Source organism: Pseudomonas sp. GW821-FHT09C08, assembly GCF_059418125.1.
In genome coordinates this window covers 350,444-374,091 of the sequence record NZ_JBWKPG010000004.1, presented here as the reverse complement: position 1 = coordinate 374,091, position 23,648 = coordinate 350,444, and the positions used below count along the sequence as shown (strand labels likewise).

General features: G+C 61.3%; 18 protein-coding genes. 10 read left to right on the top strand and 8 right to left on the bottom strand.

Annotation, left to right across the window (positions count from 1 at the left end; all coding sequences use genetic code 11):
* Positions 1-9: 9 nt before the first annotated feature.
* The gene (locus tag AC07OJ_RS16345) at positions 10-1,134 is read right to left on the bottom strand and encodes a GNAT family N-acetyltransferase (protein ID WP_282397832.1); all 1,125 of its coding nucleotides are present in this window, start codon (positions 1,132-1,134) and stop codon (positions 10-12) included.
* Between the two features lie 283 nt (positions 1,135-1,417).
* Between AC07OJ_RS16345 and AC07OJ_RS16340 the strand changes: the two genes are divergently transcribed.
* Positions 1,418-2,764, top strand: coding sequence for a putative porin (locus tag AC07OJ_RS16340; protein ID WP_065909643.1), 1,347 nt, complete (start codon positions 1,418-1,420; stop codon positions 2,762-2,764).
* Between the two features lie 107 nt (positions 2,765-2,871).
* Here the strand turns inward: AC07OJ_RS16340 and AC07OJ_RS16335 are convergent, their stop codons facing one another.
* From AC07OJ_RS16335 to hrpA, 4 genes are all read right to left on the bottom strand, one after another.
* The gene (locus AC07OJ_RS16335; RefSeq protein ID WP_495094817.1) at positions 2,872-3,117 is read right to left on the bottom strand and encodes a zf-HC2 domain-containing protein; all 246 of its coding nucleotides are present in this window, start codon (positions 3,115-3,117) and stop codon (positions 2,872-2,874) included.
* On the bottom strand, positions 3,111-3,725 hold the full coding sequence (locus AC07OJ_RS16330; RefSeq protein WP_065909639.1) for an RNA polymerase sigma factor: 615 nt from the start codon (positions 3,723-3,725) through the stop codon (positions 3,111-3,113). Before AC07OJ_RS16330 ends, AC07OJ_RS16335 begins: the two co-directional genes overlap by 7 nt.
* Before the next feature lie 158 nt (positions 3,726-3,883).
* Positions 3,884-5,005, bottom strand: a complete 1,122-nt coding sequence (locus AC07OJ_RS16325) for a beta-ketoacyl-ACP synthase III (RefSeq protein ID WP_065909636.1) — start codon at positions 5,003-5,005, stop codon at positions 3,884-3,886.
* 620 nt (positions 5,006-5,625) lie between these two features.
* On the bottom strand, positions 5,626-9,537 hold the full coding sequence (gene hrpA, locus AC07OJ_RS16320) for an ATP-dependent RNA helicase HrpA (protein ID WP_495094816.1): 3,912 nt from the start codon (positions 9,535-9,537) through the stop codon (positions 5,626-5,628).
* 693 nt (positions 9,538-10,230) lie between these two features.
* Between hrpA and AC07OJ_RS16315 the strand changes: the two genes are divergently transcribed.
* Positions 10,231-10,845, top strand: a complete 615-nt coding sequence (locus tag AC07OJ_RS16315) for a hypothetical protein (protein ID WP_495094815.1) — start codon at positions 10,231-10,233, stop codon at positions 10,843-10,845.
* Positions 10,846-10,918: 73 nt separating this feature from the next.
* Here AC07OJ_RS16315 and aceK read toward each other — a convergent pair whose 3' ends face one another.
* Positions 10,919-12,640 (bottom strand): bifunctional isocitrate dehydrogenase kinase/phosphatase, encoded by a 1,722-nt coding sequence (gene aceK, locus AC07OJ_RS16310; protein ID WP_495094814.1) that lies wholly within the window; start codon positions 12,638-12,640, stop codon positions 10,919-10,921.
* Between the two features lie 392 nt (positions 12,641-13,032).
* On the opposite strand from aceK, the gene AC07OJ_RS16305 reads away from it, so the two are divergent.
* Together AC07OJ_RS16305 and AC07OJ_RS16300 are read left to right on the top strand one after the other, a co-directional pair.
* Positions 13,033-14,658, top strand: a complete 1,626-nt coding sequence (locus tag AC07OJ_RS16305) for a methyl-accepting chemotaxis protein (RefSeq protein WP_106802989.1) — start codon at positions 13,033-13,035, stop codon at positions 14,656-14,658.
* 64 nt (positions 14,659-14,722) lie between these two features.
* Entirely contained in the window at positions 14,723-15,610 is an 888-nt protein-coding gene (locus tag AC07OJ_RS16300; RefSeq protein ID WP_495094813.1) for a DMT family transporter, read from the top strand.
* Between the two features lie 65 nt (positions 15,611-15,675).
* On the opposite strand, the gene AC07OJ_RS16295 is transcribed toward AC07OJ_RS16300, so the two are convergent.
* Positions 15,676-16,536: a DMT family transporter gene (locus AC07OJ_RS16295; protein WP_495094812.1), complete on the bottom strand. Its 861-nt coding sequence runs from the start codon at positions 16,534-16,536 to the stop codon at positions 15,676-15,678.
* Positions 16,537-16,957: 421 nt separating this feature from the next.
* On the opposite strand from AC07OJ_RS16295, the gene AC07OJ_RS16290 reads away from it, so the two are divergent.
* Complete coding sequence (locus AC07OJ_RS16290) at positions 16,958-17,749, top strand: CPBP family intramembrane glutamic endopeptidase (RefSeq protein WP_065909622.1); 792 nt, start codon at positions 16,958-16,960, stop codon at positions 17,747-17,749.
* 73 nt (positions 17,750-17,822) lie between these two features.
* Positions 17,823-19,388: a methyl-accepting chemotaxis protein gene (locus tag AC07OJ_RS16285; RefSeq protein WP_282396992.1), complete on the top strand. Its 1,566-nt coding sequence runs from the start codon at positions 17,823-17,825 to the stop codon at positions 19,386-19,388.
* 84 nt (positions 19,389-19,472) lie between these two features.
* Here the strand turns inward: AC07OJ_RS16285 and AC07OJ_RS16280 are convergent, their stop codons facing one another.
* Entirely contained in the window at positions 19,473-20,165 is a 693-nt protein-coding gene (locus AC07OJ_RS16280) for an alpha/beta family hydrolase (RefSeq protein ID WP_120449420.1), read from the bottom strand.
* A 79-nt stretch (positions 20,166-20,244) separates the two neighbouring features.
* Between AC07OJ_RS16280 and ccoN the strand changes: the two genes are divergently transcribed.
* The 4 genes from ccoN to ccoP are packed head-to-tail and all read left to right on the top strand — an operon-like array spanning position 20,245 to position 23,403.
* Positions 20,245-21,669, top strand: a complete 1,425-nt coding sequence (gene ccoN / locus AC07OJ_RS16275) for a cytochrome-c oxidase, cbb3-type subunit I (protein ID WP_065909616.1) — start codon at positions 20,245-20,247, stop codon at positions 21,667-21,669.
* Between the two features lie 10 nt (positions 21,670-21,679).
* Entirely contained in the window at positions 21,680-22,288 is a 609-nt protein-coding gene (ccoO, locus tag AC07OJ_RS16270; protein WP_017134815.1) for a cytochrome-c oxidase, cbb3-type subunit II, read from the top strand.
* 3 nt (positions 22,289-22,291) lie between these two features.
* Entirely contained in the window at positions 22,292-22,492 is a 201-nt protein-coding gene (locus tag AC07OJ_RS16265) for a cbb3-type cytochrome oxidase subunit 3 (protein WP_495094811.1), read from the top strand.
* Complete coding sequence (gene ccoP / locus AC07OJ_RS16260) at positions 22,489-23,403, top strand: cytochrome-c oxidase, cbb3-type subunit III (protein ID WP_065909608.1); 915 nt, start codon at positions 22,489-22,491, stop codon at positions 23,401-23,403. The genes AC07OJ_RS16265 and ccoP overlap by 4 nt, the downstream gene beginning before the upstream one ends.
* Positions 23,404-23,648: the final 245 nt, after the last annotated feature.

Genomic DNA, 23,648 nt, shown 5'->3' with positions numbered 1-23,648 from the left:
GCAAACCGGTCAGCCCTGCCGATACGGCAGGGCTGACCTTGCTTCTTCGGCATACGCCAGGATTCCCACCTGTTCGCGTGCCAGGAAGTCCTCGACCGCATTCTTCAACCCCGGATGACGCAAGTAGTGCCATGAGCGGGTAATCACCGGCTCGAACCCGCGAATCAGCTTGTGCTCGCCCTGGGCGCCGGCGTCGAAGCGTTGCAGACCGTGGGCAATGGCGTAGTCCATGCCCTGGTAGAAACAGGTTTCGAAATGCAGTCGATCAAACTCGGCCAGGCAGCCCCAGTAGCGGCCGTAGAAGCTGTCGCCACCGATCAGGCTGAAGGCCATGGCCACCGGGCGACTACCTTGCTTGGCCAGCACCACTCGGATCGCCTCGGGCATGCGTTCGGCCAGCAGGCTGAAAAACGCGCGGGTCAGGTAGGGCGATTGGCGGCGTACCGCGTAGGTATTGGCGTAGCAGGCGTAGACAAAATCCCATTGCGCTTCGCTCAGCTCATGGCCTTGCAGCCACTCGAAGTCGATGCCCTGCCCCGCCACCTGTTCGCGTTCTTTGCGCATCTGTTTGCGCTTGCGCGAACTGAGCGCGTCGAGGAAATCCTGGAAGTCGCGATAGCCACGGTTCTGCCAGTGAAACTGACACCCCAGGCGCTGCAACCAGCCGGGTTGCCGGGCCAGCGCATCATCGGCCAACGCGTCGGTGAAATTGATATGGGCGCTGGAGAGGCCCTCGATTTCCAGATAGCCCGGCAGGCTGTTGAGCAGCTCAAACCCGTCCTCGGCATTGGCCGCCAGCAGGCGCGGCCCGCTGACCGGACTGAACGGCACGGCCGTCAGCAGCTTGGGGTAATAGTCGATGCCCGCCCGCTCACAGGCATCCGCCCAGCCGTGGTCGAACACGTACTCGCCATAGGAATGCCACTTGCGATAACTGGGCAAAGCGGCCACCAGCCGATCGCCCTCCCAGTGCAACAAGTGCTCCGGTTGCCAGCCCGATTGGGGGCCCAGGCTGGCGCTGTCTTCCAGCGCGCTGAGGAAGGCGTGTCGCACGAAAGGTTGGGCCTGCGGCACCAGTGCATCCCAAACCTGCGGGGCGATTTCGGACAGGCTGTCCAGGCGTTGCAACGGCATCGGCATCCTCACTACGTCATGGCGTGAAAGCCTCGCGAGTATCGCTTATCGCCGAGCCCAGCACACCCTCAAATCGCCGGACAAGGCTCTAAACCGATAGTTCCATTCTTAAATAATTTGTCATCTAGATGACATCACTTCGCCACTGTTGCGTCATAAACGATCGTGATACTGACGCCTGTTTTTAGAGCGCCTGGTTCTAACAGGTGGTTATTTTTCCGTCCGTCATCGGTCGGTTGTGTCCTGGATGGTTTGCCATCCCTCCTCACTTTCGGAGATTGATATGCGTCTTGCTTCCACTAAAACTGCGGCGGTCCTGTGCGGCGGCCTGTTACTGGCCCTGAGCGTTCCGGCCAGCGCTGCAGTCGACGCTAAATTGCTCGACATGCTCAAGGCCAATGGCCAGATCACTGCGGCGCAGTACACCGAGCTGCAAGCGGAACTGGCCAAGGATCAGAAAGAAAAGCAGATCGCACAGCAAGCTCAACAAGAGACCAACGAACAGATCGCGGCCACCGCGAAAAAAACCAACGACCTCAGCGTGTTCGACCAGAAGCTGGCCTGGGCCGCCAAGACTCAGCTCAAGGGTGATGTGCGTTTCCGCCAGGAAACCGTCAAGATCGACGGCACTCCCAACAACGGTGGCAAGGACAAGGATCGCCAGCGCATCCGTGCCCGCCTGGGCGCCTATACCGAAATCAACTCGCAAGTCGACACCGGTATCCGTATCGCCACCGGCAACAGCGAAGACGCGCGCTCCACCAACCAGGACCTGGACAGCTACTTCAACAAGAAGTCGCTGTGGCTGGACCTCGGCTACATCGACTATCACCCGGACCAGATCAAGAACCTGCACGTGATTGGCGGCAAGATGTTGCAACCCTGGGTCAGCATGGGCGATGTGATCTGGGACAGCGATGTCAACCCGGAAGGCCTGGCGGTGACCTACAAATACCCATTGGGCACCAGCGCCGAGCTGTTCGGCAGCCTGGGTAACTACACCCTCAAGGACAACGTCAACGGCGAAGGCGTGCAATTTCGCAATGACCTGCGCATGACGGCCGGCCAGTTGGGCTCGCGTTTCTCCCTCACCGACAACCTGAAAGTCACCCTGGGTGGCAGCGTCTACGCCTTTCAGAACGACCAGGACAGCCGCTGCCCCACCGCTGGCTCGACTCAATGCCTGACGCCGGCCGAAACCATTGCCAACACCGCAGCCGGCAATGCCAGCGAGTACCGTTTGTATGAAGGCTTCAGCCAAGTCGATATCGGCGGCCTGGCCGTACCGTTGTCGTTCTACGGTCAATACGTGAAGAACAACGAAGCCACTCAGAAAGATCAGGACACTGCCTGGTTGCTGGGTGCCAAGTCCAAGGTGTTCGGCTTCAACCTGGACTACAACTACCGCGACGTACAGCGCTACGCAGTGGTCGGCGCCTTCACCGACTCCGATTTCGCCGGCGGCTTCACCGGTGCGCGCGGTCACAAGTTCAAGGTCGGCTACGACATCGACAAGAACTTCGCCATCGGCGCCACGTACTTCCTGACCAAGGCCGATTACGCCAGCGCCCCGGGCTACCGCGACGCGAACGCCAATACCCTGCAGCTGGATGCAGAAGCCAAGTTCTAAGTGTCAGCGTTGAACACCTTGGGCCAGGACGGCCCGAGGTGGTTGTAACAGTCTTGCGTGGGCGGGGAGATCCCCATCATCCGTTCGCCCCACCCACGCGAGCCTGCCTATTCCCTGTCTTTCTGATCCTTGAGTCGCTCGTCAGCCAGGCGCTGCGCCAAGGCATCCACATCCTGTACCGGCGCTTGCGGCATGATCTTCAGCGTCGCCTGCATCAGGCGCATCTGACGGATGAACCGTCGGCAGTTCGGGCAGAACATCAAGTGATGACGCACCAGCAGACGCTCGCGAAAGGTCAATTGCCCGTCGAGATAGTCACTGGACCGCGCCACTTGCTCTTTACAGGTCAACATTCGCCCGTTTCCTCAAAATGCTCCACCGTGGCGAAGACTTTAAGCCGTGCTCGATGCAACAGCACACGGACATTGGAGAGCGAGAGTGTCAGAAGATTACAGATCTCTTCCAACTCCAGGCCCTGGCGTTCGCGCAATACCAGCACGCTGCTTTGCAAATCAGACAGGTTCAGCAACGTATGCTCCAGGCACTTGCGCAGTTCATCCTCGGTCAGCAAGGCTTCGGGGGTGTCCTGGTGCCAGGCGTAGGGCGCGACGGCCCAGTGGCCATCATCGGGGGTAAAACGGTCGTCGCCAATGGTGCCATGGGGCGAAGGCAGGTCGTCGAGCAGCACTTCCCGGCGATTCTGCTTATAGCGACCCTTGGCGGCGTTGGCCGTAATGGTCAGCAGCCAGGTCTTGAGGCTGGAGCGCCCCTCGAACCGGGCCAGGTTGCGTACCACCGACAGCCAGGCGTCCTGCACCACCTCATCGGCATGGCGCTGCCCGACAATGGCATAGGCCACCGCGCGCATCGCGCTTTGATAGGTGGTGACCAATTCCTTGTAGGCCCGCTGCTCACCCTTGAGCAAACGTTCAAGCAGGTGCGCGTCGTCCGCTGCTGCCATGTCTACCTCGATTCCACTGTGCAAACCCGCTAATGCAGCAACCAGGCCTGGTAAGAGCTGGCTTGCCAGCGATGCAGGCACCTGGGTGATTCAGTCGCACCGCGCTGATGCGATCGCTGGCAAGCCGTCGCCTACAGGGACGGCGTTACCCCGGTAGATCAGCGCTTGCGCAGGATCACGCTACCGATCGAATAGCCTGCGCCAAACGAACTGAGTACCGCGACGGCGCCCTTGGGCAGATCGTCCTGGTAGGTGTGGAACGCAATCACCGAGCCGGCCGAGCTGGTGTTGGCGTAAGTATCGAGAATCACCGGCGCTTCTTCCACCGAGGCTTCGCGGCCCAGCAGTTTCTTCACAATCAGGTGGTTCATGCTCAGGTTGGCCTGGTGCAGCCAGAAGCGCTTCACGTCTGCCACGTTCAACTGGTTTTCTTCCAGGTGCACACCGATCAGCTCGGCGACCATCGGGCAGACATCGCGGAACACTTTGCGGCCTTCCTGCACGAACAGCTTGTCGGGCGCGCCGATGCCCTCTTCCGCCGCGCGGTTGAGGAAACCGAAGTTGTTGCGGATGTTGTTCGAGAACTTGGTCAGCAGCTTGGTGCTGACCACGTCGAACTGGTGCTCGGAGGTGGCCAGGTCGGCACGCTCGAGGATCACCGCGGTGGCGGCGTCGCCGAAGATGAAGTGGCTGTCGCGGTCACGGAAATTCAGGTGGCCGGTGCAGACTTCCGGGTTGACCATCAGGATCGCCCGCGCCTGGCCCAGCTGAATGCTGTTGGCGGCGTTCTGGATGCCAAAGGTCGCCGAGGAACACGCCACGTTCATGTCGAAACCGAACCCTTCGATGCCCAGGGCTTCTTGGACTTCGATGGCAATGGCCGGATAGGCGCGCTGCAGGTTGGAGCAGGCGACGATCACGCCGTCGATGTCGGCGGCGGTCTTGCCGGCGCGCTGCAGGGCCTGTTCGGCAGCGCCGACGGCCATCTGGCAAAGCACCGACCACTCGTCATTGCTGCGCTCGGGCAGACGCGGGGCCATGCGCTGCGGGTCGAGAATGCCGTCCTTGTCCATGACAAAGCGGCTCTTGATGCCCGAGGCTTTTTCGATAAAGGCGGCGCTGGATTCGGTCAGCGGCTGAACGTCACCACGCTCGATGGCGGCGGCGTTGTCGGCGTTGAACTGCTGCACGTAGGTATTGAAAGACTGCACCAGCTCTTCGTTGGAGATGCTGTTGGCCGGGGTATACAGGCCAGTGCCGCTGATGACGACGTTATGCACGGTCGTTCCTCTAAATCTGTCAGGCAGAAGATATTGGTACCGTCGTACCAAACTGTAAGTCGTTCGATTCCGTCCAGCGGCATCAAACTGGCAACGCTTTATTCCATCGCGCCGTGGCTGTACGCCAGCCCATCCCGACGATCCCGGCATTTATAACCGCGAAGTTTGCCACAAACCCTGGGATTTGGCGCCATGTGCCCGATAAACCTGCTGTGCAGTGGTGTTGGCCCTGTGGCAAGCAGGCTTGTCTTGATGAGCGGCCTTGTTGTGGCTGGCGAGCCTGTGGTGGCAAGCAGACTTTTTGTGGTGAGCAGGCTTGTTGTGGCGAGCAGGCTTGCCCTGCGTTGGGCTGCGCAGCAGCCCCAGTCCAACCTCCTCGGTCTGCCAGATAGATCCGGTGAGCTGGTTTTAGGGCTGCTTCGCAGCCCAACGCAGGGCAAGCCTGCTCACCACAAAAAGCCCGCCAGCCACAACAAGCCTGCTCACCTCAACAGGCCTACTCACCACACAGGGCTGCTCACCCCAACAAGCCTGCTCACCACAAAAAGGCCACTCACCACCAAGAAAACCCATCTGCCCCAACAAGCCCACCAGCCTTAGCAAGCCCGCTCACCACAATTTCAAGCCTCGACCAGGCTCCATTGCTTGCTCAGGCGCTTGTCGGAAATCGGCACTTTGGTGCCGAGCTGCTGGGCGAACAACGACACCCGATACTCCTCCAGCCACCAGCGATAGAGCTCCAGCTGCGGGTCGCGCTTGCCTTCCTGGGTGTGTTTGTTCAGGCGGTTCTGGTATTGCGCCCACAGGCCGCTCAGTTCGGTGCTCCACACCCGATCCTTTTGCACCTGGCTCGGCAGTTTCTCCACACGCAATTCGATGGCCTTGAGGAATCGCGGCAGCTCCTTGAACCACTGCGCCGGGGTTTCGCGCACAAAACCGGGATACACCAGGTTACTCAATTGTTGCTTGATGTCGTTGAGGGCCACCGCCTGGGCCAGGTCGATCTTGCCCTTGAAGCGCTTTTGCAGGCCATGCCAGAGTTTCAACACCTCCAGGGTCAAGCGTGCCAGGCGTTCGGCATGTTCGGTCCAACTGCCACGCTTGCGTTCGGCCAACGCGGCGAGGCCGGCGCCGTCACGCGGCAAGCTGGCTTCGCCTTCCAGCACGCAGCTGTCGAGGCTGGCCAGCAGGATGTCTTCGACCAGCGCGTCGATGCGCCCCAGTTCGCGGTACATCAGGCCCAATTCAGTGAGGCCGGGCAATTTGCCGCGCAGGAATTTCGCCGGTTCCGCCAGTTGCTGCATCAGCAGGCGCTGCAACGCGCGGCGATGCTGGAACTCGGCTTCGGCAGCGGTGGAGAAACGCCCTTCCTTGACCGTGCCGTTTTCCTCCACGAGCGCCGGGTAGACGGTCATCGACAGGCCGGCGATGTTCTGCTGGGTCTTCTCGGCCACCGCGGCGAACACCTTGGCCTCCACCGGCTGCTGGCTTTTCGCGGTCTTCGGTACCGCCAAGGCCGCTTGGCTGGCTTGCGCAAAACGTGCCGTCAGCTCCGCCAGGTCGCGGCCTTCGCCGAGGAACTTACCCTCGCCATCGACCACTTCCAGGTTCATCTTCAGGTGGCTGTCCACCTGCTGCGCGGCCTCGGCCCAGGCTTCATCGCTGACTCGTGCGCCGGTCATGCGCAACAGTTCCCGGCCCAGGGCCTGGGGCAGCGAGCCCTGGCCGAATTCAATGCGCTGCAACGCCGCCTTGACGAAATCCGGCACCGGTACGAAGTTCTTGCGCAACGCCTTCGGCAAGTTGCGCACCAGGGCGATACATTTGGCTTCGATCACCCCGGGCACCAGCCATTCCAGGCGCTCCGGCGGCAACGCCGGCAGCAGCGGAGCGGGGACGCGCAGGGTTACGCCGTCGCGTGGATGATTGGGCTCGAAGTGGTAACTCAAGGCCAGCGCCAGGTCGCCCAGGTGCAGGGTGTCCGGATAATGCGCGGCGGTGACCTCGCTGGCCTCGCGGGCCAGCACATCTTCTTCGCGCATGATCAGCAGTTGCGGGTCTTTCTGGCTGTTGACCTTGTACCAGCTGTCGAACGTGGCGGTCTGGTGGATCTCCGCCGGCAGGCGCGCATCGTAGAAGGCGTACAGGGTTTCTTCGTCGGCGAGGATATCCCGACGGCGCGCCTTGGCCTCCAGCTCATCGAGCTGTTCAAGCAGTTGCTGATTGGCCGTGAGGCACTTGGCCCGCGACTGAATTTCGCCACGCACCAGGCCTTCGCGGATAAACAGCTCGCGCGACACCACCGGGTCAATCGGCCCGTAATGCACCGGACGACGCCCGACCACGATCAGCCCGAAGAGGGTGATCTGTTCAAAGGCGACGACCTGGCCGCGCTTCTTTTCCCAATGCGGTTCGAAGTGGTTTTTCTTGATCAGGTGCCCGGCCAGCGGCTCGATCCAGTCGGCATCGATCTTCGCCACCATGCGCGCGTAGAGCTTGGTGGTTTCCACCAGCTCGGCGGTCATCAGCCATTGCGGGCGCTTTTTGCCGATGCCCGAGGACGGGTGAATCCAGAAGCGTCGCTGGCGTGCACCGAGGTAATCGCCCTCTTCAGTCTTCTGGCCGATCTGGCTGAGCAGGCCGGACAGCACCGCCTTGTGCAGTTTCGGGAAGTCCGCCGGTTCTTTATTGACGGTCAGCTGCATGTCGCGGCAGATCAGGCTCAACTGGCGGTGGGAATCACGCCACTCGCGCAGGCGCAGATAATTCAGGAAGTTCTTGCGGCACCAGTTGCGCAGCGGGCTGGCGGTCAATGCCTGGCGCTGCTCTTCAAAGCCGCGCCACAGATTGACCAACCCAGCGAAGTCCGAGTCGGCGTCTTTCCACTGGGCGTGCGCCTGGTCGGCGGCTTGCTGGCGTTCCGGCGGACGCTCGCGCGGGTCCTGGATCGACATGGCGCTGGCGACAATCAACACTTCCTGCAGGCTGCCGAGCTTGGCCGCTTCCAGCAGCATGCGGCCCATGCGCGGGTCCACCGGCAGGCGCGCCAGTTGGCGGCCCAGCGGCGTCAGCTGGCTGTTGCGGTCTACCGCCGAGAGTTCTTGCAGCAAATTGAAACCGTCGCTGATCGCCTTGCCATCCGGCGGTTCGATAAACGGAAAATCGGTGATTTCGCCCAGGCGCAGGTGCAGCATCTGCAGGATCACGGCGGCGAGGTTGGTGCGCAGGATCTCCGGGTCGGTGAATTCCGGACGGGCGATAAAATCTTCTTCGCTGTACAAGCGCACGCAGATGCCCGGCTCAACCCGCCCGCACCGGCCTTTACGCTGGTTGGCACTGGCCTGGGAAATCGCCTCGATCGGCAGGCGCTGCACTTTGGCGCGGTAACTGTAGCGGCTGATGCGCGCGGTGCCGCTGTCGATGACATAGCGGATGCCCGGCACGGTCAGCGAGGTTTCGGCGACGTTGGTCGCCAGTACCACGCGCCGTCCAGGGTGGGACTGGAAAATCCGCTGCTGTTCGGCCGGTGACAGCCGCGCGTACAACGGCAAAATTTCGGTGTGCTTGAGTTGGGCCTTGCGCAGCATCTCGGCAGCGTCACGGATCTCGCGCTCGCCGGGCAAAAACACCAGTACGTCGCCGGGGCTGCGGCGCTCGCTGCGCTCATAGGCGGCAATTTCATCGAGGGTGGCGAGGATCGCCTGGTCGACTGTCAAGTCGTCCTCGACGCGGTTGCCCTCCTCGTCTTGCTCCAGGGTCAGTGGGCGGTACCAGGTATCGACCGGGAAGGTGCGACCCGAGACTTCGACAATCGGTGCATCGTCGAAATGTTTGGAGAAACGCTCCAGGTCGATGGTCGCCGACGTGATGATGACTTTCAGGTCGGGGCGACGCGGCAGCAGGGTTTTCAGGTAACCCAGCAGGAAGTCGATATTGAGGCTGCGTTCGTGGGCTTCGTCGACGATGATCGTGTCGTAGCGTTCCAGATACCGATCGTTCTGGGTTTCGGCGAGCAGGATGCCATCGGTCATCAGCTTGATCAGGGTGTTGGAATCGCTCTGGTCTTCAAAGCGCACCTGATAACCGACCAGCGCGCCCAACGGCGTCGCCAACTCTTCGGCAACCCGGCTGGCAACGCTGCGCGCGGCAATCCGGCGCGGCTGGGTGTGGCCGATCAGGCCGTACTGGCCGCGGCCGATTTCCAGGCAGATCTTCGGCAACTGGGTGGTTTTACCCGAACCGGTTTCACCGGCAATGATCAGCACCTGATGCTTGTTCAGCGCATCCTTGATCTCGTCACGCTTGGCCGCAATCGGCAGGCTGTCGTCGTAACGAATCACCGGCAGGCTGGCGCGCCGCGCCGTCACCTGGGCACAGGACGCCTGCATGCGCGTCACCCACTGCGCCAACTTCTCCTCGTCGGGTTTCTTGCGCAGCTCGAGCAACTGCCGCCGCAAGCGATGGCGGTCGGCGAGCATGGCGTGATCGAGGTTTTTCAGCAGTTGGTCGATAGCGGGCGCTTGGTCAGTCATCAGGGCGGCAAGGGTCTTTTGGGTGAGGCAGGTGAGGCCTGCGCAGCGTAAGTCATCAGAGAGGATGGGGATTGTCGCAGATTTCGACAAGTAGGGAGATGGTCAGTCAATCATGACTGAGGTGACCTACCGCTTACGGCGACATTTACTACGACATTGAGTGGATCATTCGGCGTTTTTAACAGCAGAAGTCCGATGGGGTGGAGGGCATAGGAAAGGTTAAATGAGACTTCCAGACAACAGCTTCTATTTTTTAACGTGAACCGGAGCTTCCATGCTGATCCCGCCGACCACTACGCGCCCAGATAAACCGCCCTCTTACGCTGAAGCAATGCGCCCTGAGAGCCCGCCGCCCTATGAACCTGCGCAAGCAACAGGCATTCAGCCTTCGCCCCGTAATAGCCATGATCCATCCGCGCCGGCCACCAACCTGACGGCGAATCGAATCGCAAACAGCGTTACGAACGGACTGATGAGCTTATTGTCTCGCGTTTAAAATGACGGCTCGGATGAGCAGCGCAGATCCACACTAGAAAACACAGAGGTGCCCTCTATTTCATTTAAAGGCTATTTAATGACTATGACCCCGAGCCAGGCAAATCGAGAAATAAATTTCATGTTCGCTCTATAGCCGAGCGATTCACGGTGATGCACCACTAGACATATCGAGCTCGCTCGTTAAAGGACCTTAGTATGCCCATTGACTCCGGTCGTTATAGCTACAGCCCCAGCGACTACGCTGGACGATACGCCACTAAACACCAAAGTATCGCGCCTGAAACCTACAGACGAAAAAGCTCCTGGGAGCAGGACACCCCCGCTACCAGTAGCAGCTCGTGGACCCCTCTCATCGCCAAACAGCCACACTCAGCAATGAGTCCGGCCAAGCAAAAAGAACTTGATCAATTAAAGAAGACCAAAGAAACGCTGGAGGGAATGGCGAATAAGTACTCGCGCCCGGATCTACCTAAGGAGCTTTTCCAGAAGCCGACCAATTTACTGGAACAAATCATCAGAAAAAGTGAAGACACGCCGGAAAGTAAAAATCCACTGAAGAAAATAACTAATTCACATGCACACAAACAACTTGACGCCGAATACAATAAGTCAATGATGGGCTTATATAGACAAGCGGAAAGGACGGCTTTTAAGACTGAACTAATTCCTGATTGGGAGAAACAAAAACTCAAACAGCCAGAAGCAAAAGTCAACGGAGCAGATGGCGAGATAGCCCTCGAGGCCTTAACGCTGATGGGTCGTGGCACGCCTTGGTTTGGCGAAATACGCAAGGAAAACCGCAAAACATAATGTCCTGCCCGGGCGAAATTTAAATAACGACACAAGGAACGCTGCTGTTTTCGTCCACAGGCGCACTCACTCTTCAGGAGTGAGTGCGTTCTTTACGCCGATACGGAAACACATCAATCACCTTCCCCGCGCGAATCGCGTCCTGCAAACCTTTCCAGTAATCGGCGTTGTACAACTCGCCATGCAGTTCATTGAACAACTTGCGCTGGCCCGCATCGGCGAACAGGAACGGCGGAAATTCTTCCGGGAACACGTCCAGCGGGCCGATGGAGTACCAGGGTTCAGAGGCCATTTCGTCCTCGGGCGTGCGCGGCGCAGGAATATGGCGGAAGTTGGCTTCGGTGAGAAAGCAGATTTCGTCGTAGTCGTAGAACACCACGCGGCCGTGGCGGGTGACGCCGAAGTTCTTCAGCAGCATGTCGCCAGGGAAGATATTCGCCGCCGCCAGTTGCTTGATCGCCAGGCCGTAGTCTTCCAGGGCTTCGCGCACCTGGGCGTCGTTGGCGTTGTCGAGATATAGGTTGAGCGGGGTCATGCGCCGTTCGGTCCAGCAGTGGCGAATCAGCACAGTGTCGCCTTCGACTTCGACGGTGCCGGCGGCGACTTCGAGCAACTCGGCCAGGCACTCCGGCTCGAATTTGCTCAAGGGGAAGCGGAAGTCGGCGAATTCCTGGGTGTCGGCCATGCGCCCGACGCGGTCGACGCTTTTGACCAGGCGGTACTTCTCGATCACCGTGGCGCGGTTGACATTTTTCGACGGCGAAAAGCGGTCCTTGATGATCTTGAACACGGTGTTGAAGCCGGGCAGCGTAAACACGCTCATGACCATGCCACGAACGCCGGGGGCCATGATAAAGCGGTCGTCGGTGGTCGCCAGGTGGTTGATCAGCGCGCGGTAGAACTCGGATTTGCCGTGCTTGTAGAAGCCGATGGAGGTGTACAGCTCGGCAATGTGCTTGCCCGGCAGGATGCGCTTGAGAAAACCGATGAATTCCGCCGGCACCGGCACGTCGACCATGAAGTAGGAACGGGTAAACGAAAAGATGATCGACACATCGGCTTCGTCGGTGATCAGTGCATCAATCTGGATGCCCTGCCCTTCACGGTGCAGCAGCGGGATCACCAACGGCCACTGCTCGTCGCGGGTGTAGATACGTCCTACAAGGTAGGCGCCCTTGTTGCGGTAAAGCACCGAGGAAAACAGCTCGACATTGAGGTCCGGGTCCTTGCACACCCAGTCCGGCAGGTTTTCGCGCAGTTGCACTTCGAGGCGATGCAGGTCGGCGGCGAGGTCCGCGTAGGGTTCGCTGAAACGGTAATCGGCGAAGATCTGCGCCAGCATCTCGGCGATCTGGCCGCCCGGCGTATACGTGCGCGTCTGCGCCGCCCGTGCCCGGCGCAGGCTGGGCCGGGTGGTGTGGATAAACATGCAGCCATCGCTGATCAGGTCATGGCTGAATAGGCCGCAGAAAATCGAGTTGTACCAGGTCTCGGACAGCTCATCGTCGAAACGCAGGTCGATCAGGCCGATGTAGGCGCTTTTCACCAACGGCCACACCTCGATATCGAGCAATGCCGCGTCGGCAAAATTTGCCCGCAGGCGTGCGGTCACCTCGCCGACCTTCTCTTCATACAGGTTGATACGCGCCGCCGAGGCCGCCTGCCCCAATTGCCACTGGGCCTTTTCGAAACGCTCGCGGGCACCGTCGGTGATCTGGCGAAAGTGCTCACGGTAGTCGTCGAACCCTTCAAGGATCGTGCGGGCAATGGCGAGTGCGGGCGTGGTGAGCGACATGCGGGAAACCTCGAACGGGCATCGGGAAGCCCTGAGCTTAGCCAGTGTAGGGAGACAGGAGAAGGGCCACTTTCAGCGCCCTGTTGTACAACTTCGTTCACTTTGTACATTTATTTTCAATTTATTTATTTCGACTGTACGGTCAATAAACGCACCAAAAAGTCGCACGCCGTTTTCACCCCAGGCCTTCATCGACGTGGCCTGCCAGCGTGAGCCAGGAAAATCGCGCGGCGCCTCGAGGGTACATACCCCTAGCAGAGCTTTGGATCCAACTAAGGGAAACCCTGATTACCACCTTGATGGCACTTTGATATATAGCGCGCCCTTTCCCACCCTAACAAGGTCCAAAGACCGATCCGGGATCAGGTTTTAATTGCCCAAGGAGCATTGAGATGTCATTGAGGAATATGAAAATCGGCCTGCGTGCCGGATTGAGCTTTGGGGTATTGGCCAGTCTGCTGGTAATTGTCGGCCTGTTTGGCCTGGGCCAGATGGCCAAGCTGCGCGAGAGCGCGCTGGTCATCGAAGACGCGTGGATGCCGAGCATCGAGAACGCCCACGACATCGCCGCCTACGTCGCCAACATTCGCCTGGAAGGCCTGCGCCTGGTCACCACCGACGAATCGCGGATACGCGACACCAGCAGGGCCTTGATCACGCGCAACACCAGTGAATTGCAAGCGCTGCTGGAGCGTCACGAAAGCCTGCTGAACAACGATGCAGAGCGTGAAATGCTCCAGCAGGCAAAAAGCAATGTGGCGACCTACCTGGGCACCGTCGGCCAGATGGTTGCTCTGGTCGACAAGGACCAGCAACAAGACGCCATCGACCTGCTGAACGTGCGCCTGGCGCCCCAGGGCATGGCCCTCAACCAGAACCTGGAAGACCTGATCGCGTTCAACCAGAAAGGTGTCGAAGCGGCAGCCGACGCGGCTGCCGAGACCTATTCGAGCGCGCAGTGGGTTGTCGGGCTGATCATCGTGGTCGCGCTGATTGCCACCTTGCTGCTGGCGTGGCTGCTGACCCGCAGCATCACCGCGCCGCTCGGCCAGGCGTTGATCGTGGCGCGTACCATCGCCGGCGGCGACCTCAGCCAGCCGATCGTGGTGCACGGCCATGACGAGCCGGCGCAACTGCTGGGCGCCCTGGCGACCATGCAGGAACAGTTGCAAAGCACCATTCGTGGCATCAGTGAATCCGCCCAACAACTGGCTTCCGCCGCCGAAGAGATGAGCTCGGTGATGGAGCAGAGCACCCGTGGCCTGCAGGCACAGAACGACGAGATCGAGCAGGCCGCGACGGCCGTGACCGAAATGAGTTCGGCAGTGGACGAGGTGGCCGGCAACGCAGTGTCCAGCGCCGAAGCCTCCAAGGCTTCCGATGAAGACAGCAAGCACGGCCACTACCAGATCAGCGAAACCATCAGTTCGATCCAGAACCTGGTGGATGAAGTGCTCGGCGCGTCGAACAAGGCCGAAGGCCTGGCCGTGCAGGCCCAGGACATCAGCAAAGTGCTGGAAGTGATTCGTGGCATCGCCGGGCAAACCAACCTGCTGGCGCTCAACGCCGCCATCGAAGCCGCCCGTGCGGGTGAGGCCGGGCGTGGTTTTGCAGTGGTCGCCGACGAAGTGCGCTCGCTGGCGCAGCGCACCCAGGACTCCACCGAAGAAATCGAGCAGATGATCACCGGCATCCAGCAAGGCACCCAGGACACCGTCGACGCGCTCAACAGCAGTGCCGAACACGCCGGCCAGACGCTGCAGCGGGCCAACAGTGCGGGTAGCGCGCTGGAAAAAATCACCGCGGCGATTTCGCAGATCAGCGAGCGCAACCTGGTCATTGCCAGTGCCGCCGAGCAGCAAGCGCTGGTGGCGCGCGATGTGGACCGCAGCCTGGTGAACATTCGCGACCTGTCCACCCAGACCGCCGCCGGCGCCACGCAGACCTCGGCGGCCAGCCAGGAACTGTCGCGCCTGGCGGTGGACCTCAATGGCATGGTGACGCGGTTTATCCTTTAAACAGTGATTGTGCAGGGCCAAGTCACTGGGCACACTCGCGGCCTTGTTCGCATAGGAGTTTTCCGTGAGACCTGTCGACACCCTGTATTTGCTCGGGCTCGCCGCCATCTGGGGCGCGAGCTTTCTGTTCATGCGCATCATCGCGCCGGAGATCGGCAGCGTGCCGACCGCGTTTTTCCGCGTGTCGATTGCCGCCGCCGGGTTGCTGGTCATCCTGGCGCTGATGCGGGTGAGCTGGGATTTCCAGGGCAAGCTCAAGACGGTCCTGCTGCTGGGGGTGATCAACTCCGGGATCCCGGCGACCATGTACTCGGTGGCGGCCCAGGTGCTGCCGGCGGGTTACTCGGCGATCTTCAATGCCACCACGCCGCTGATGGGCGTGCTGATTGGCGGGCTGTTCTTCAGCGAGCGCCTCACGCCTTCGAAAGTCGCCGGGGTGTCCCTGGGCCTGCTGGGCGTGGGCGTGCTGACCCGCGCGGGGCCGGTGGCGTTCGACCTGGAGTTGTTGATGGGCGCGCTGGCCTGCCTGCTGGCGACGACCTGTTATGGGTTTGCCGGGTTCCTGGCACGGCGCTGGCTGGATCAGCGCGGTGGCCTGGACAGCCGCCTGTCGGCCCTGGGCAGCATGCTCGGCGCCACCCTGTTCCTGTTGCCGTTCTTTGCCTACAGCGCGATCAGCCAGCCGCCCGCCAGTTGGGGTGGGTGGCAGGTGTGGTTGTCGTTGCTGGGGTTGGGACTGGTGTGCACGGCACTTGCCTACATCCTCTATTTCCGGCTGCTGTCATCCATCGGGCCGGTCAAGTCGATGACCGTAACCTTCATGATTCCGCCATTCGGCGTGCTGTGGGGCGCGTTGCTGCTGGATGAGCCGCTGTCGATGGCGCACGTGTATGGCGGGGTGTTGATCGCGGGGGCGCTGTGGCTGGTCTTGCGGCCGAAAAAAATCCTGTAGGAACCCGGCTTGCCGACGATGGTGTTCATCGCCGGCAAGCCGGGCGCCTACAGGACGGGGCGGTGTCAGGCCTTACGGAAGACGAACACCAGGCCGATGATGATCAATCCCATCCCCAGCAGGCTCAGCAGCGCGAGCCGGTTGCCGAAGATCAGGTAGTCCATCACCGCCGTTACCGCCGGCACCAGGTAGAACAGGCTGGTGACATTCACCAGGTTGCCGCGGGCGATCAAGCGGTACAGCAAAAGTGTCGCCAATAACGACACCACCACGCCCATCCACAGTACCGGCAGGTAAAAGCCGGCGCTGTGTTCAAAATGGAACGGCTGGAACGGCACAAACACCGAACACAGCAGCAAGCCCGCCAGGTACTGCACGGGCAGCGTGCCCAATGGGTTGTCGGTGATGCGCTTTTGCATGATCGAGCCAAAGGTCATGCTCGCCAGGGCCAGCAGCCCGAACAGCATCCCGGCCAGGGACATGCCCGCCAGCCCGATGCCCTGGTAGACCACCATGATCAACCCCGCCAGGCCCAGCCCGAGGCCGAACAGCCGCCGCCAGGAACGCTGGCGCTCGATCAGCACCACCGTGAGGATCGGCTGCACGCCCATGATGGTGGCCATCATTCCGGGTGTGACTTTGAGGTCCAGGGCCAGCAGGTAGAAAATCTGGTACGCCCCCAACAACACCAGCCCGGTCGCCGCCGCGTACAGCATCGGCTTGCCGGGGCGCGGCCATTGCAACTTGAGGATCGGCACCAGGAACACCAGACCCACCAGGGCGATGGCAAAACGGATGAGCAAAAACGCAAAGGGCGAAGCATGGGCCAGGCCCAGCTTGGAGAAGATCGCCCCACTGCTCCAGAGCAGGACGAACAAGCTCGTCGAGGCCGCCGCGGCCACGGATTGTTTCGAAATGACAGACATGGTTACCACCTGTAATCAGGCAAAAAAGCCAATTCAGCTGAAGCTGAAACTCAGTAGGTTTTTTTCAGGCAGGCAGAGGGACACAGCGAATCGCTGATCAGCCCGAAATGCCAACACCCGGCGGTGATACGACTGCGTACACCGGCGTGCTACTGACAGGTGGGGGGTAGTGGCTGATCTGCGCAGGCTGCTTGTCCTCGCACGGCACGACCGCAGCGTTGACCGCTGAATCGACTACCGCTATGTGCAAGGAAGCTGGCATGTGCTGATCTTTTTGAAGGGATAAAGACGCGCCGACTATACCCAGCCGGCGACAGGTATGGCAATGACTTGGCCAACGCGTTTTTGCCTGGCGCAGTTTTCACAGTGATGGCGTGGGGGCGTCGCTATAATGCGCCCGATTTTTTTCCAAGGATTTCCCATGCTCGCATTGCCCTGGCTGTACCTGGCGCTTCTTTCCATTGGCTATGTGATGGCCCTGGCCTACGGGCAACTCGGCGCGCTGGCGCTGGTGTCCGTGGCCCTGCTGCTGATCGCCGGGTACGCGGTACGCCAGCAGCGCACGCCGTGGGCCCGTTACCTCGGTCATGGTTTGTTTATCGTCCTCGCCGTGAGCCTGGCCATGCACTGGCTGCCGGGGTTCTACAACGGGCGCGGCATCGGCTCGCAGCAATTCACCCCCGACGCCGTGCCCTTCTCGATGTACCTGAACCAGGACAAACCGCTGATCGGCTTCTGGCTGCTGTTGGCCTGCCCGTGGATTGTGGCGCGGCGCAGCCTGCGCCTGTCGCTGTGTGTCACGGCCCTGGCCCTGACCCTCACGGCCATTGCTGCACTCGGTGGCGCCGCCTTGCTGGGGGTGATCAGTTGGGCGCCGAAATGGCCGGAACAGGCCTGGCTGTGGGTGCTCAACAACCTGCTGCTGGTGACCCTGGTGGAAGAGGCACTGTTTCGTGGCTACATCCAGGGCGGCCTGCGCCAGCGCTTCCAGCATCTGCCTTACGGCGAGAACCTGGCGCTGTTGCTGGCTTCACTGCTGTTCGGCCTGGTGCACCTGGGCGCGGGCTGGCACTGGGTGTTGCTGGCGAGCATTGCCGGGGTCGGTTATGGCCTGGCCTATCGCTTCGGTGGCCTGGGTGCAGCGATTGCCACGCACTTTGGCTTGAACCTGCTTCACTTCGGGTTGTTTACCTACCCGATGCTGGCGGGATGATTGTTGCAAAAATAAGTTAAATAAATGCCCGCCATGGCCGATACCCCCTGAAAGCCTTGCGGATTGAACAATCATGCGTAATAACCAACCCGTTACCCAGCGCGAACGTACCTTCCCCGCTCAGCAACGGTTGATCTCCACCACGGATGCCAAGGGTGTGATCACCTACTGTAACGACGCGTTTGTCGAGATCAGTGGGTTCACCCGCGAAGAGCTGCTTCGCGCGCCGCACAACCTGGTGCGTCACCCGGATGTACCGGCAGCGGTGTTCGCGCACATGTGGTCCACGCTCAAACAAGGCTTGCCATGGATGGGCATCGTCAAGAACCGCTGCAAGAGCGGCGATCACTACTGGGTCAACGCCTATGTGACGCCGGTCTTCGAAGGCAACCAGGTGGTCGGCTACGAATCGGTGCGCATCAAGCCCACCTCCGAGCAGATCCGCCGTGCCGAAGCGCTCTATCAACGCATCAACCAGGGCAAGTCGGCCATTCCCCAGCGCGACAAGTGGCTGCCGGTGCTGCAGGACTGGCTGCCATTTATCCTGGTGAGCCAGCTGAGCTTCATGATCGGCGCCTCGCTCAACTCCCACTGGGGCTTCGCCTTGGCGGCCGGGCTGTCGGTGCCGTTGGGCCTGCTGGGCCTGAGCTGGCAACAACGCGGCCTCAAGCGCCTGCTGCGCCTGGCCGAGCAGACCACGTCCGACCCGCTGATCGCGCAGATGTACACCGACAGCCGGGGTGCCCAGGCGCGTCTGGAGATGTCGATCCTCAGCCAGGAGGCGCGCCTGAAGACCTGCCTCACGCGCTTGCAGGACACGGCCGAGCACCTCAACGACCAGGCTGCACAGTCCAATACCCTGGCGCATAACAGCTCTACCGGCCTGGAGCGCCAGCGCGTGGAAACCGAGCAGGTGGCCACGGCAGTCAACCAGATGGCCGCGACCACCCAGGAAGTCGCCAGCCACGTGCAGCGCACCGCCGATGCCACCCAGGAAGCCAATCGCCTGACCGGCCGCGGCCGCGATATCGCCGGGGAAACCCGCGAGGCGATCCAGCGCCTGTCGGTGGCCGTGGGCGAGACCGGCGTGACCGTCACCCAACTGGCCAAGGACAGCGATGAAATCGGCGGCGTGGTCGACGTGATCAAAGGCATCGCCGACCAGACCAACCTGCTGGCGCTGAACGCCGCCATCGAAGCGGCCCGCGCCGGTGAGATGGGCCGTGGTTTTGCCGTCGTGGCGGATGAAGTCCGTCAGTTGGCGCAACGCACCGCCGAATCCACCGGGCAGATCCATGCCCTGATCGCCAAGCTGCAGCAAACCGCCGCGGCCGCCGTGCAAACCATGGACGCCGGGCATCGCCAGGCCGAAGAAGGTGTGGCACGGGTGATGGAAGCGGACCAGGCGCTGGTCGGCATCAGCGAAGCCGTGGCGCACATCACCGACATGACCACCCAGATCGCCGCCGCGACCGAAGAGCAAAGCTCGGTGGCCGAAGAGATCAGCCGCAATATCAGCACCATTGCGCTGCTGGCGGACCAGACCTCGGAGCAGGCGTTGAACTCGGCGCAGTTGAGTGAAGAGCTGACGCATACCGCCAATACCCAGTACTCGCTGGTAGAGCGGTTTAACCGATAGATCGCTATCGCAGGCAAGCCAGGTCCCACATTCGACGGTGTTCACACATCAAAATGTGGGAGCTGGCTTACCTGCGATGAGGCCCTAAAGGCCAGCAAGAAAGCTTGAGACCTTCACCGCCGCTGCCTCCAGATGCTGCTCATGACTGAACCCCGATGCCTTCAACGGCTTCAAGTCATGATCCCCCGCCACCAGCCACATCACCTCGATGCTCGGCGACAAGCCATACCCCTCCACCGCCGCCCGATTGCCCAACGCATCGCGCTCGCCCTGCACGATCAAGGTCGGCGTCTTCAGCCCGGCCAAGTGCTCGACCCGTGGCTTCTCTGGCTTGCCCACCGCATAAAACGGATAACCCAGGCACACCAGCCCATCGGCGCCCAGTTCATCCGCGACTAAACTGGCCATGCGCCCGCCCATGGATTTGCCGCCAATCGCCAGTTTCCCAGCGACATGACGTCGCACCTCGGCATGCACCTCGCGCCACGCCTCCTGCAGTTTCGGCGCCGGGTTCGGCGGGCGTTTAACGCCGTCTACCCGGCGCTGGGCCATGTACGCAAATTCGAAGCGCAACACGTTCACGCCGTGCCCGGCAAGGCGTGCAGCCATGTCGTTCATGAACGATGAGTCCATCGGTGCGCCGGCGCCGTGGGCCAGGATCAACGTGACAGGCGCCCCCGACGCCTCGCCCGCCGCGACATCCCACAGCCAGCCGCGTTCGCGCACACAGTGCGCCCATTGATCCCCGTCAATACTGGCCTTGTGCTCTTTGCCCATGCTTGCCTCGCTTTTTAGTCTGCCTATAACTCCAGCCCAAGTGCCGCATCTGCTTGGGTTGAACCGTGGATGGGGAACCATGAACACTACTTTAAGTACCGCCTATAACTACAAGGTGGTCCGCCAATTCGCCATTATGACGGTGGTGTGGGGCATCGTCGGCATGGGGCTCGGGGTTTTTCTCGCTGCCCAATTGGTTTGGCCTGCGCTCAACTTCGACCTGCCCTGGACCAGCTTCGGCCGCTTGCGCCCGCTGCACACCAACGCGGTGATCTTCGCCTTCGGCGGCTGTGCGCTGTTCGCCAGCTCCTTCTACTCGGTGCAACGCACCTGCCAGACGCAGCTGTTCGCGCCGAAAATCGCCGCGTTCTGCTTCTGGGGCTGGCAATTGGTGATCCTGCTGGCCGCGATCACGTTGCCGCTGGGCTACACCAGTTCCAAGGAATACGCCGAGCTGGAATGGCCGATCGACATCCTCATCACCATCGTCTGGGTGGCCTACGCCATCGTGTTTTTCGGCACGGTGATGAAGCGCAACACCAAGCACATCTACGTCGGCAACTGGTTCTTCGGTGCGTTCATCATCACCGTGGCCATCCTGCACATTGTCAACAACCTGGAAATCCCGGTCAGCCTGACCAAGTCCTACTCGCTGTACGGCGGTGCGACGGATGCCATGGTGCAGTGGTGGTACGGACACAACGCGGTAGGTTTCTTCCTCACTGCGGGCTTCCTGGGGATGATGTACTACTTCGTGCCCAAGCAGGCCGAGCGTCCGGTGTACTCCTATCGCCTGTCCATCGTGCACTTCTGGGCGCTGATCACCCTGTACATCTGGGCCGGCCCGCACCACCTGCACTACACCGCGCTGCCGGACTGGGCACAGTCGCTGGGCATGGTGATGTCGCTGGTCCTGCTGGCACCGAGCTGGGGCGGCATGATCAACGGCATGATGACCCTGTCGGGCGCCTGGCATAAATTGCGCAGCGACCCGATCCTGCGCTTCCTGGTGGTCTCCCTGGCGTTCTACGGCATGTCGACCTTCGAAGGCCCGATGATGGCGATCAAGACCGTCAACGCCCTCTCCCACTACACCGACTGGACCATCGGCCACGTACACGCCGGCGCCCTCGGCTGGGTGGCGATGATCTCCATCGGCGCGCTGTACCACATGATCCCGAAAATCTTCGGTCGCGAGCAGATGTACAGCCTCGGCCTGATCAACGCGCACTTCTGGCTGGCCACCATCGGCACCGTGCTCTACATCGCCTCGATGTGGGTCAACGGTATCGCCCAGGGCCTGATGTGGCGTGCGGTCAACGAAGACGGCACCCTGACCTACTCCTTCGTCGAAACCCTGGTGGCCAGCCACCCTGGCTTCATCGTGCGGCTGGTAGGCGGTGCGGTGTTCCTCAGCGGCATGTTCCTGATGGCTTACAACACATGGCGCACCGTGCGCTCGGCGCAACCCGCCGAAGCCGCCACCACTGCGCAGCTGGCCTGAGGAGTCTGTGATGAAACACGAAACGATTGAAAAGAACGTCGGCCTGTTGATGCTGCTCATGGTGCTCGCCGTCAGCATCGGCGGCCTGACCCAGATCGTCCCGCTGTTCTTCCAGGACGTGACCAACAAGCCGGTCGAGGGCATGAAGCCCTATACCGCGCTGCAACTGGAAGGTCGCGACATCTACATCCGCGAAGGCTGCGTACAGTGCCACTCGCAGATGATCCGCCCGTTCCGCGCCGAGACCGAACGCTACGGCCACTACTCGGTCGCCGGCGAAAGCGTGTGGGACCACCCGTTCCTGTGGGGTTCCAAGCGCACCGGCCCGGACCTGGCGCGCGTCGGCGCACGCTACTCGGACGACTGGCACCGCGCGCACTTGTACAACCCGCGCAACGTGGTGCCCGAGTCGAAGATGCCGGCCTATCCGTGGCTGGTCACCGCTCCCGTCGACAGCAGCCACACCGAGACCAAGCTGAAAGTGATGCGCACCCTCGGCGTGCCGTACACCGACGACGACATCAGTGGTGCGGTCGCCAGCCTCAAGGGCAAGACCGAGATGGACGCACTAGTTTCGTACCTGCAAGTGCTCGGCACCGCCATCAAGAGCAAGAGGTGAGCCATGGGATTTGAATTCGATGCAGGCACCATCCGCGGCCTCGGCACGCTGGTGGTCGCCATCGCCTTTATCGGCTTGTCGCTGTGGGTGTTCAACAACCGGCGCAATGCGGAATTCGAGCAGGCGCGCCTGCTGCCCTTCGCCGATGAACCCACTCCATCCGACGCTCAAGAAGAGCTTGCAACAAGGAGCAACCGGCCATGACCCTATTCTGGAGTACATGGATCTGCGTACTGACCCTCGGCAGCCTGATCGGCCTGACCTGGCTGTTGATCGGCACCCGCAAGGGCGAGACCAAGGGCAGCGTCGACCAGACGATGGGCCACGCCTTCGATGGCATCGAGGAATACGACAACCCGCTGCCCCAGTGGTGGTTCATGCTGTTCGCCGGCACCCTGGTGTTTGCCGTCGGCTACCTGATCCTCTACCCGGGCCTGGGCAACTGGAAAGGTGTGCTGCCGGGCTATGAAGACGGCTGGACCCAGACCAAGGAATGGGACAAGGAAATGGCCAGGGCCGACGCCAAGTTCGGGCCGATCTTCGCCAAATTCTCGGCCATGCCGCTGGAAGAGGTCGCCAAGGACCCGCAGGCGCTGAAGATGGGCGCACGCCTGTTCGCCTCCAACTGCGCGGTGTGCCACGGCTCGGATGCCAAGGGCGCGTTCGGCTTCCCGAACCTGGCCGACAACATCTGGCGCTGGGGCGGTTCGGCCGAGGCGATCAAGACCACCATCCTCAACGGCCGCCACGCGGCGATGCCGGCCTGGGGTGACATGCTGGGTGACGAGGGGGTGAAAAACGTCGCCGCCTATGTGCGTCACGACCTGGCCAAGTTGCCCTTGCCGGCCGACAGCAGTGCCGACCTGGCTGCGGGCCAAACCGCGTTCAACACCACCTGTGTCGCCTGCCACGGACCGCAAGGCCACGGCATGGAAGCGATGGGCGCGCCTGACCTGACCAAACCGGCCGGCTACATCTACGGTACCAGCCTCGCACAGTTGCAGCAGACCATCCGTCACGGCCGTCAGGGCCAGATGCCGGCACAGGAAGTGCTGCAGGGCAATGACAAGGTGCACCTGCTGGCGGCATACGTGTATAGCCTGTCCCATCAATAGCAGTCGGTGAGCGGGAAGCTTCAAGCTTCAGGCTGCAAGAGAAGAGTTCCCAACTTGGATCTTGCAGCCGTTTTTTCCTGCGGCATGCAACTTGCCGCTTATAGCTGCCGCTCTGCGTCAGTTCGTCACACCCTTCCAAAGCACCACTTTCCCCCCCTGCCAATCGGGTCTACGCTTCCTTGCACAGTGGACCGGTTCAGAGCGCACGGCGTTGCCCGCTGCGGCCTGTGAAAATTCTTGTCCAC

Excerpts from the sequence above, each read along its gene's own strand:
- AC07OJ_RS16315 (WP_495094815.1), top strand. The coding sequence starts at position 10,231 with ATGCCCATTGACTCCGGTCGTTATAGCTACAGCCCCAGCGACTACGCT.
- AC07OJ_RS16335 (WP_495094817.1), bottom strand. The coding sequence starts at position 3,117 with ATGTTGACCTGTAAAGAGCAAGTGGCGCGGTCCAGTGACTATCTCGAC.
- AC07OJ_RS16330 (WP_065909639.1), bottom strand. The coding sequence starts at position 3,725 with ATGGCAGCAGCGGACGACGCGCACCTGCTTGAACGTTTGCTCAAGGGT.
- ccoP (WP_065909608.1), top strand. The coding sequence starts at position 22,489 with ATGACCCTATTCTGGAGTACATGGATCTGCGTACTGACCCTCGGCAGC.
- AC07OJ_RS16280 (WP_120449420.1), bottom strand. The coding sequence starts at position 20,165 with ATGGGCAAAGAGCACAAGGCCAGTATTGACGGGGATCAATGGGCGCAC.
- AC07OJ_RS16265 (WP_495094811.1), top strand. The coding sequence starts at position 22,292 with ATGGGATTTGAATTCGATGCAGGCACCATCCGCGGCCTCGGCACGCTG.
- hrpA (WP_495094816.1), bottom strand. The coding sequence starts at position 9,537 with ATGACTGACCAAGCGCCCGCTATCGACCAACTGCTGAAAAACCTCGAT.
- AC07OJ_RS16345 (WP_282397832.1), bottom strand. The coding sequence starts at position 1,134 with ATGCCGTTGCAACGCCTGGACAGCCTGTCCGAAATCGCCCCGCAGGTT.
- ccoN (WP_065909616.1), top strand. The coding sequence starts at position 20,245 with ATGAACACTACTTTAAGTACCGCCTATAACTACAAGGTGGTCCGCCAA.
- AC07OJ_RS16340 (WP_065909643.1), top strand. The coding sequence starts at position 1,418 with ATGCGTCTTGCTTCCACTAAAACTGCGGCGGTCCTGTGCGGCGGCCTG.
- ccoO (WP_017134815.1), top strand. The coding sequence starts at position 21,680 with ATGAAACACGAAACGATTGAAAAGAACGTCGGCCTGTTGATGCTGCTC.
- AC07OJ_RS16290 (WP_065909622.1), top strand. The coding sequence starts at position 16,958 with ATGCTCGCATTGCCCTGGCTGTACCTGGCGCTTCTTTCCATTGGCTAT.
- AC07OJ_RS16295 (WP_495094812.1), bottom strand. The coding sequence starts at position 16,536 with ATGTCTGTCATTTCGAAACAATCCGTGGCCGCGGCGGCCTCGACGAGC.
- AC07OJ_RS16285 (WP_282396992.1), top strand. The coding sequence starts at position 17,823 with ATGCGTAATAACCAACCCGTTACCCAGCGCGAACGTACCTTCCCCGCT.
- aceK (WP_495094814.1), bottom strand. The coding sequence starts at position 12,640 with ATGTCGCTCACCACGCCCGCACTCGCCATTGCCCGCACGATCCTTGAA.
- AC07OJ_RS16305 (WP_106802989.1), top strand. The coding sequence starts at position 13,033 with ATGTCATTGAGGAATATGAAAATCGGCCTGCGTGCCGGATTGAGCTTT.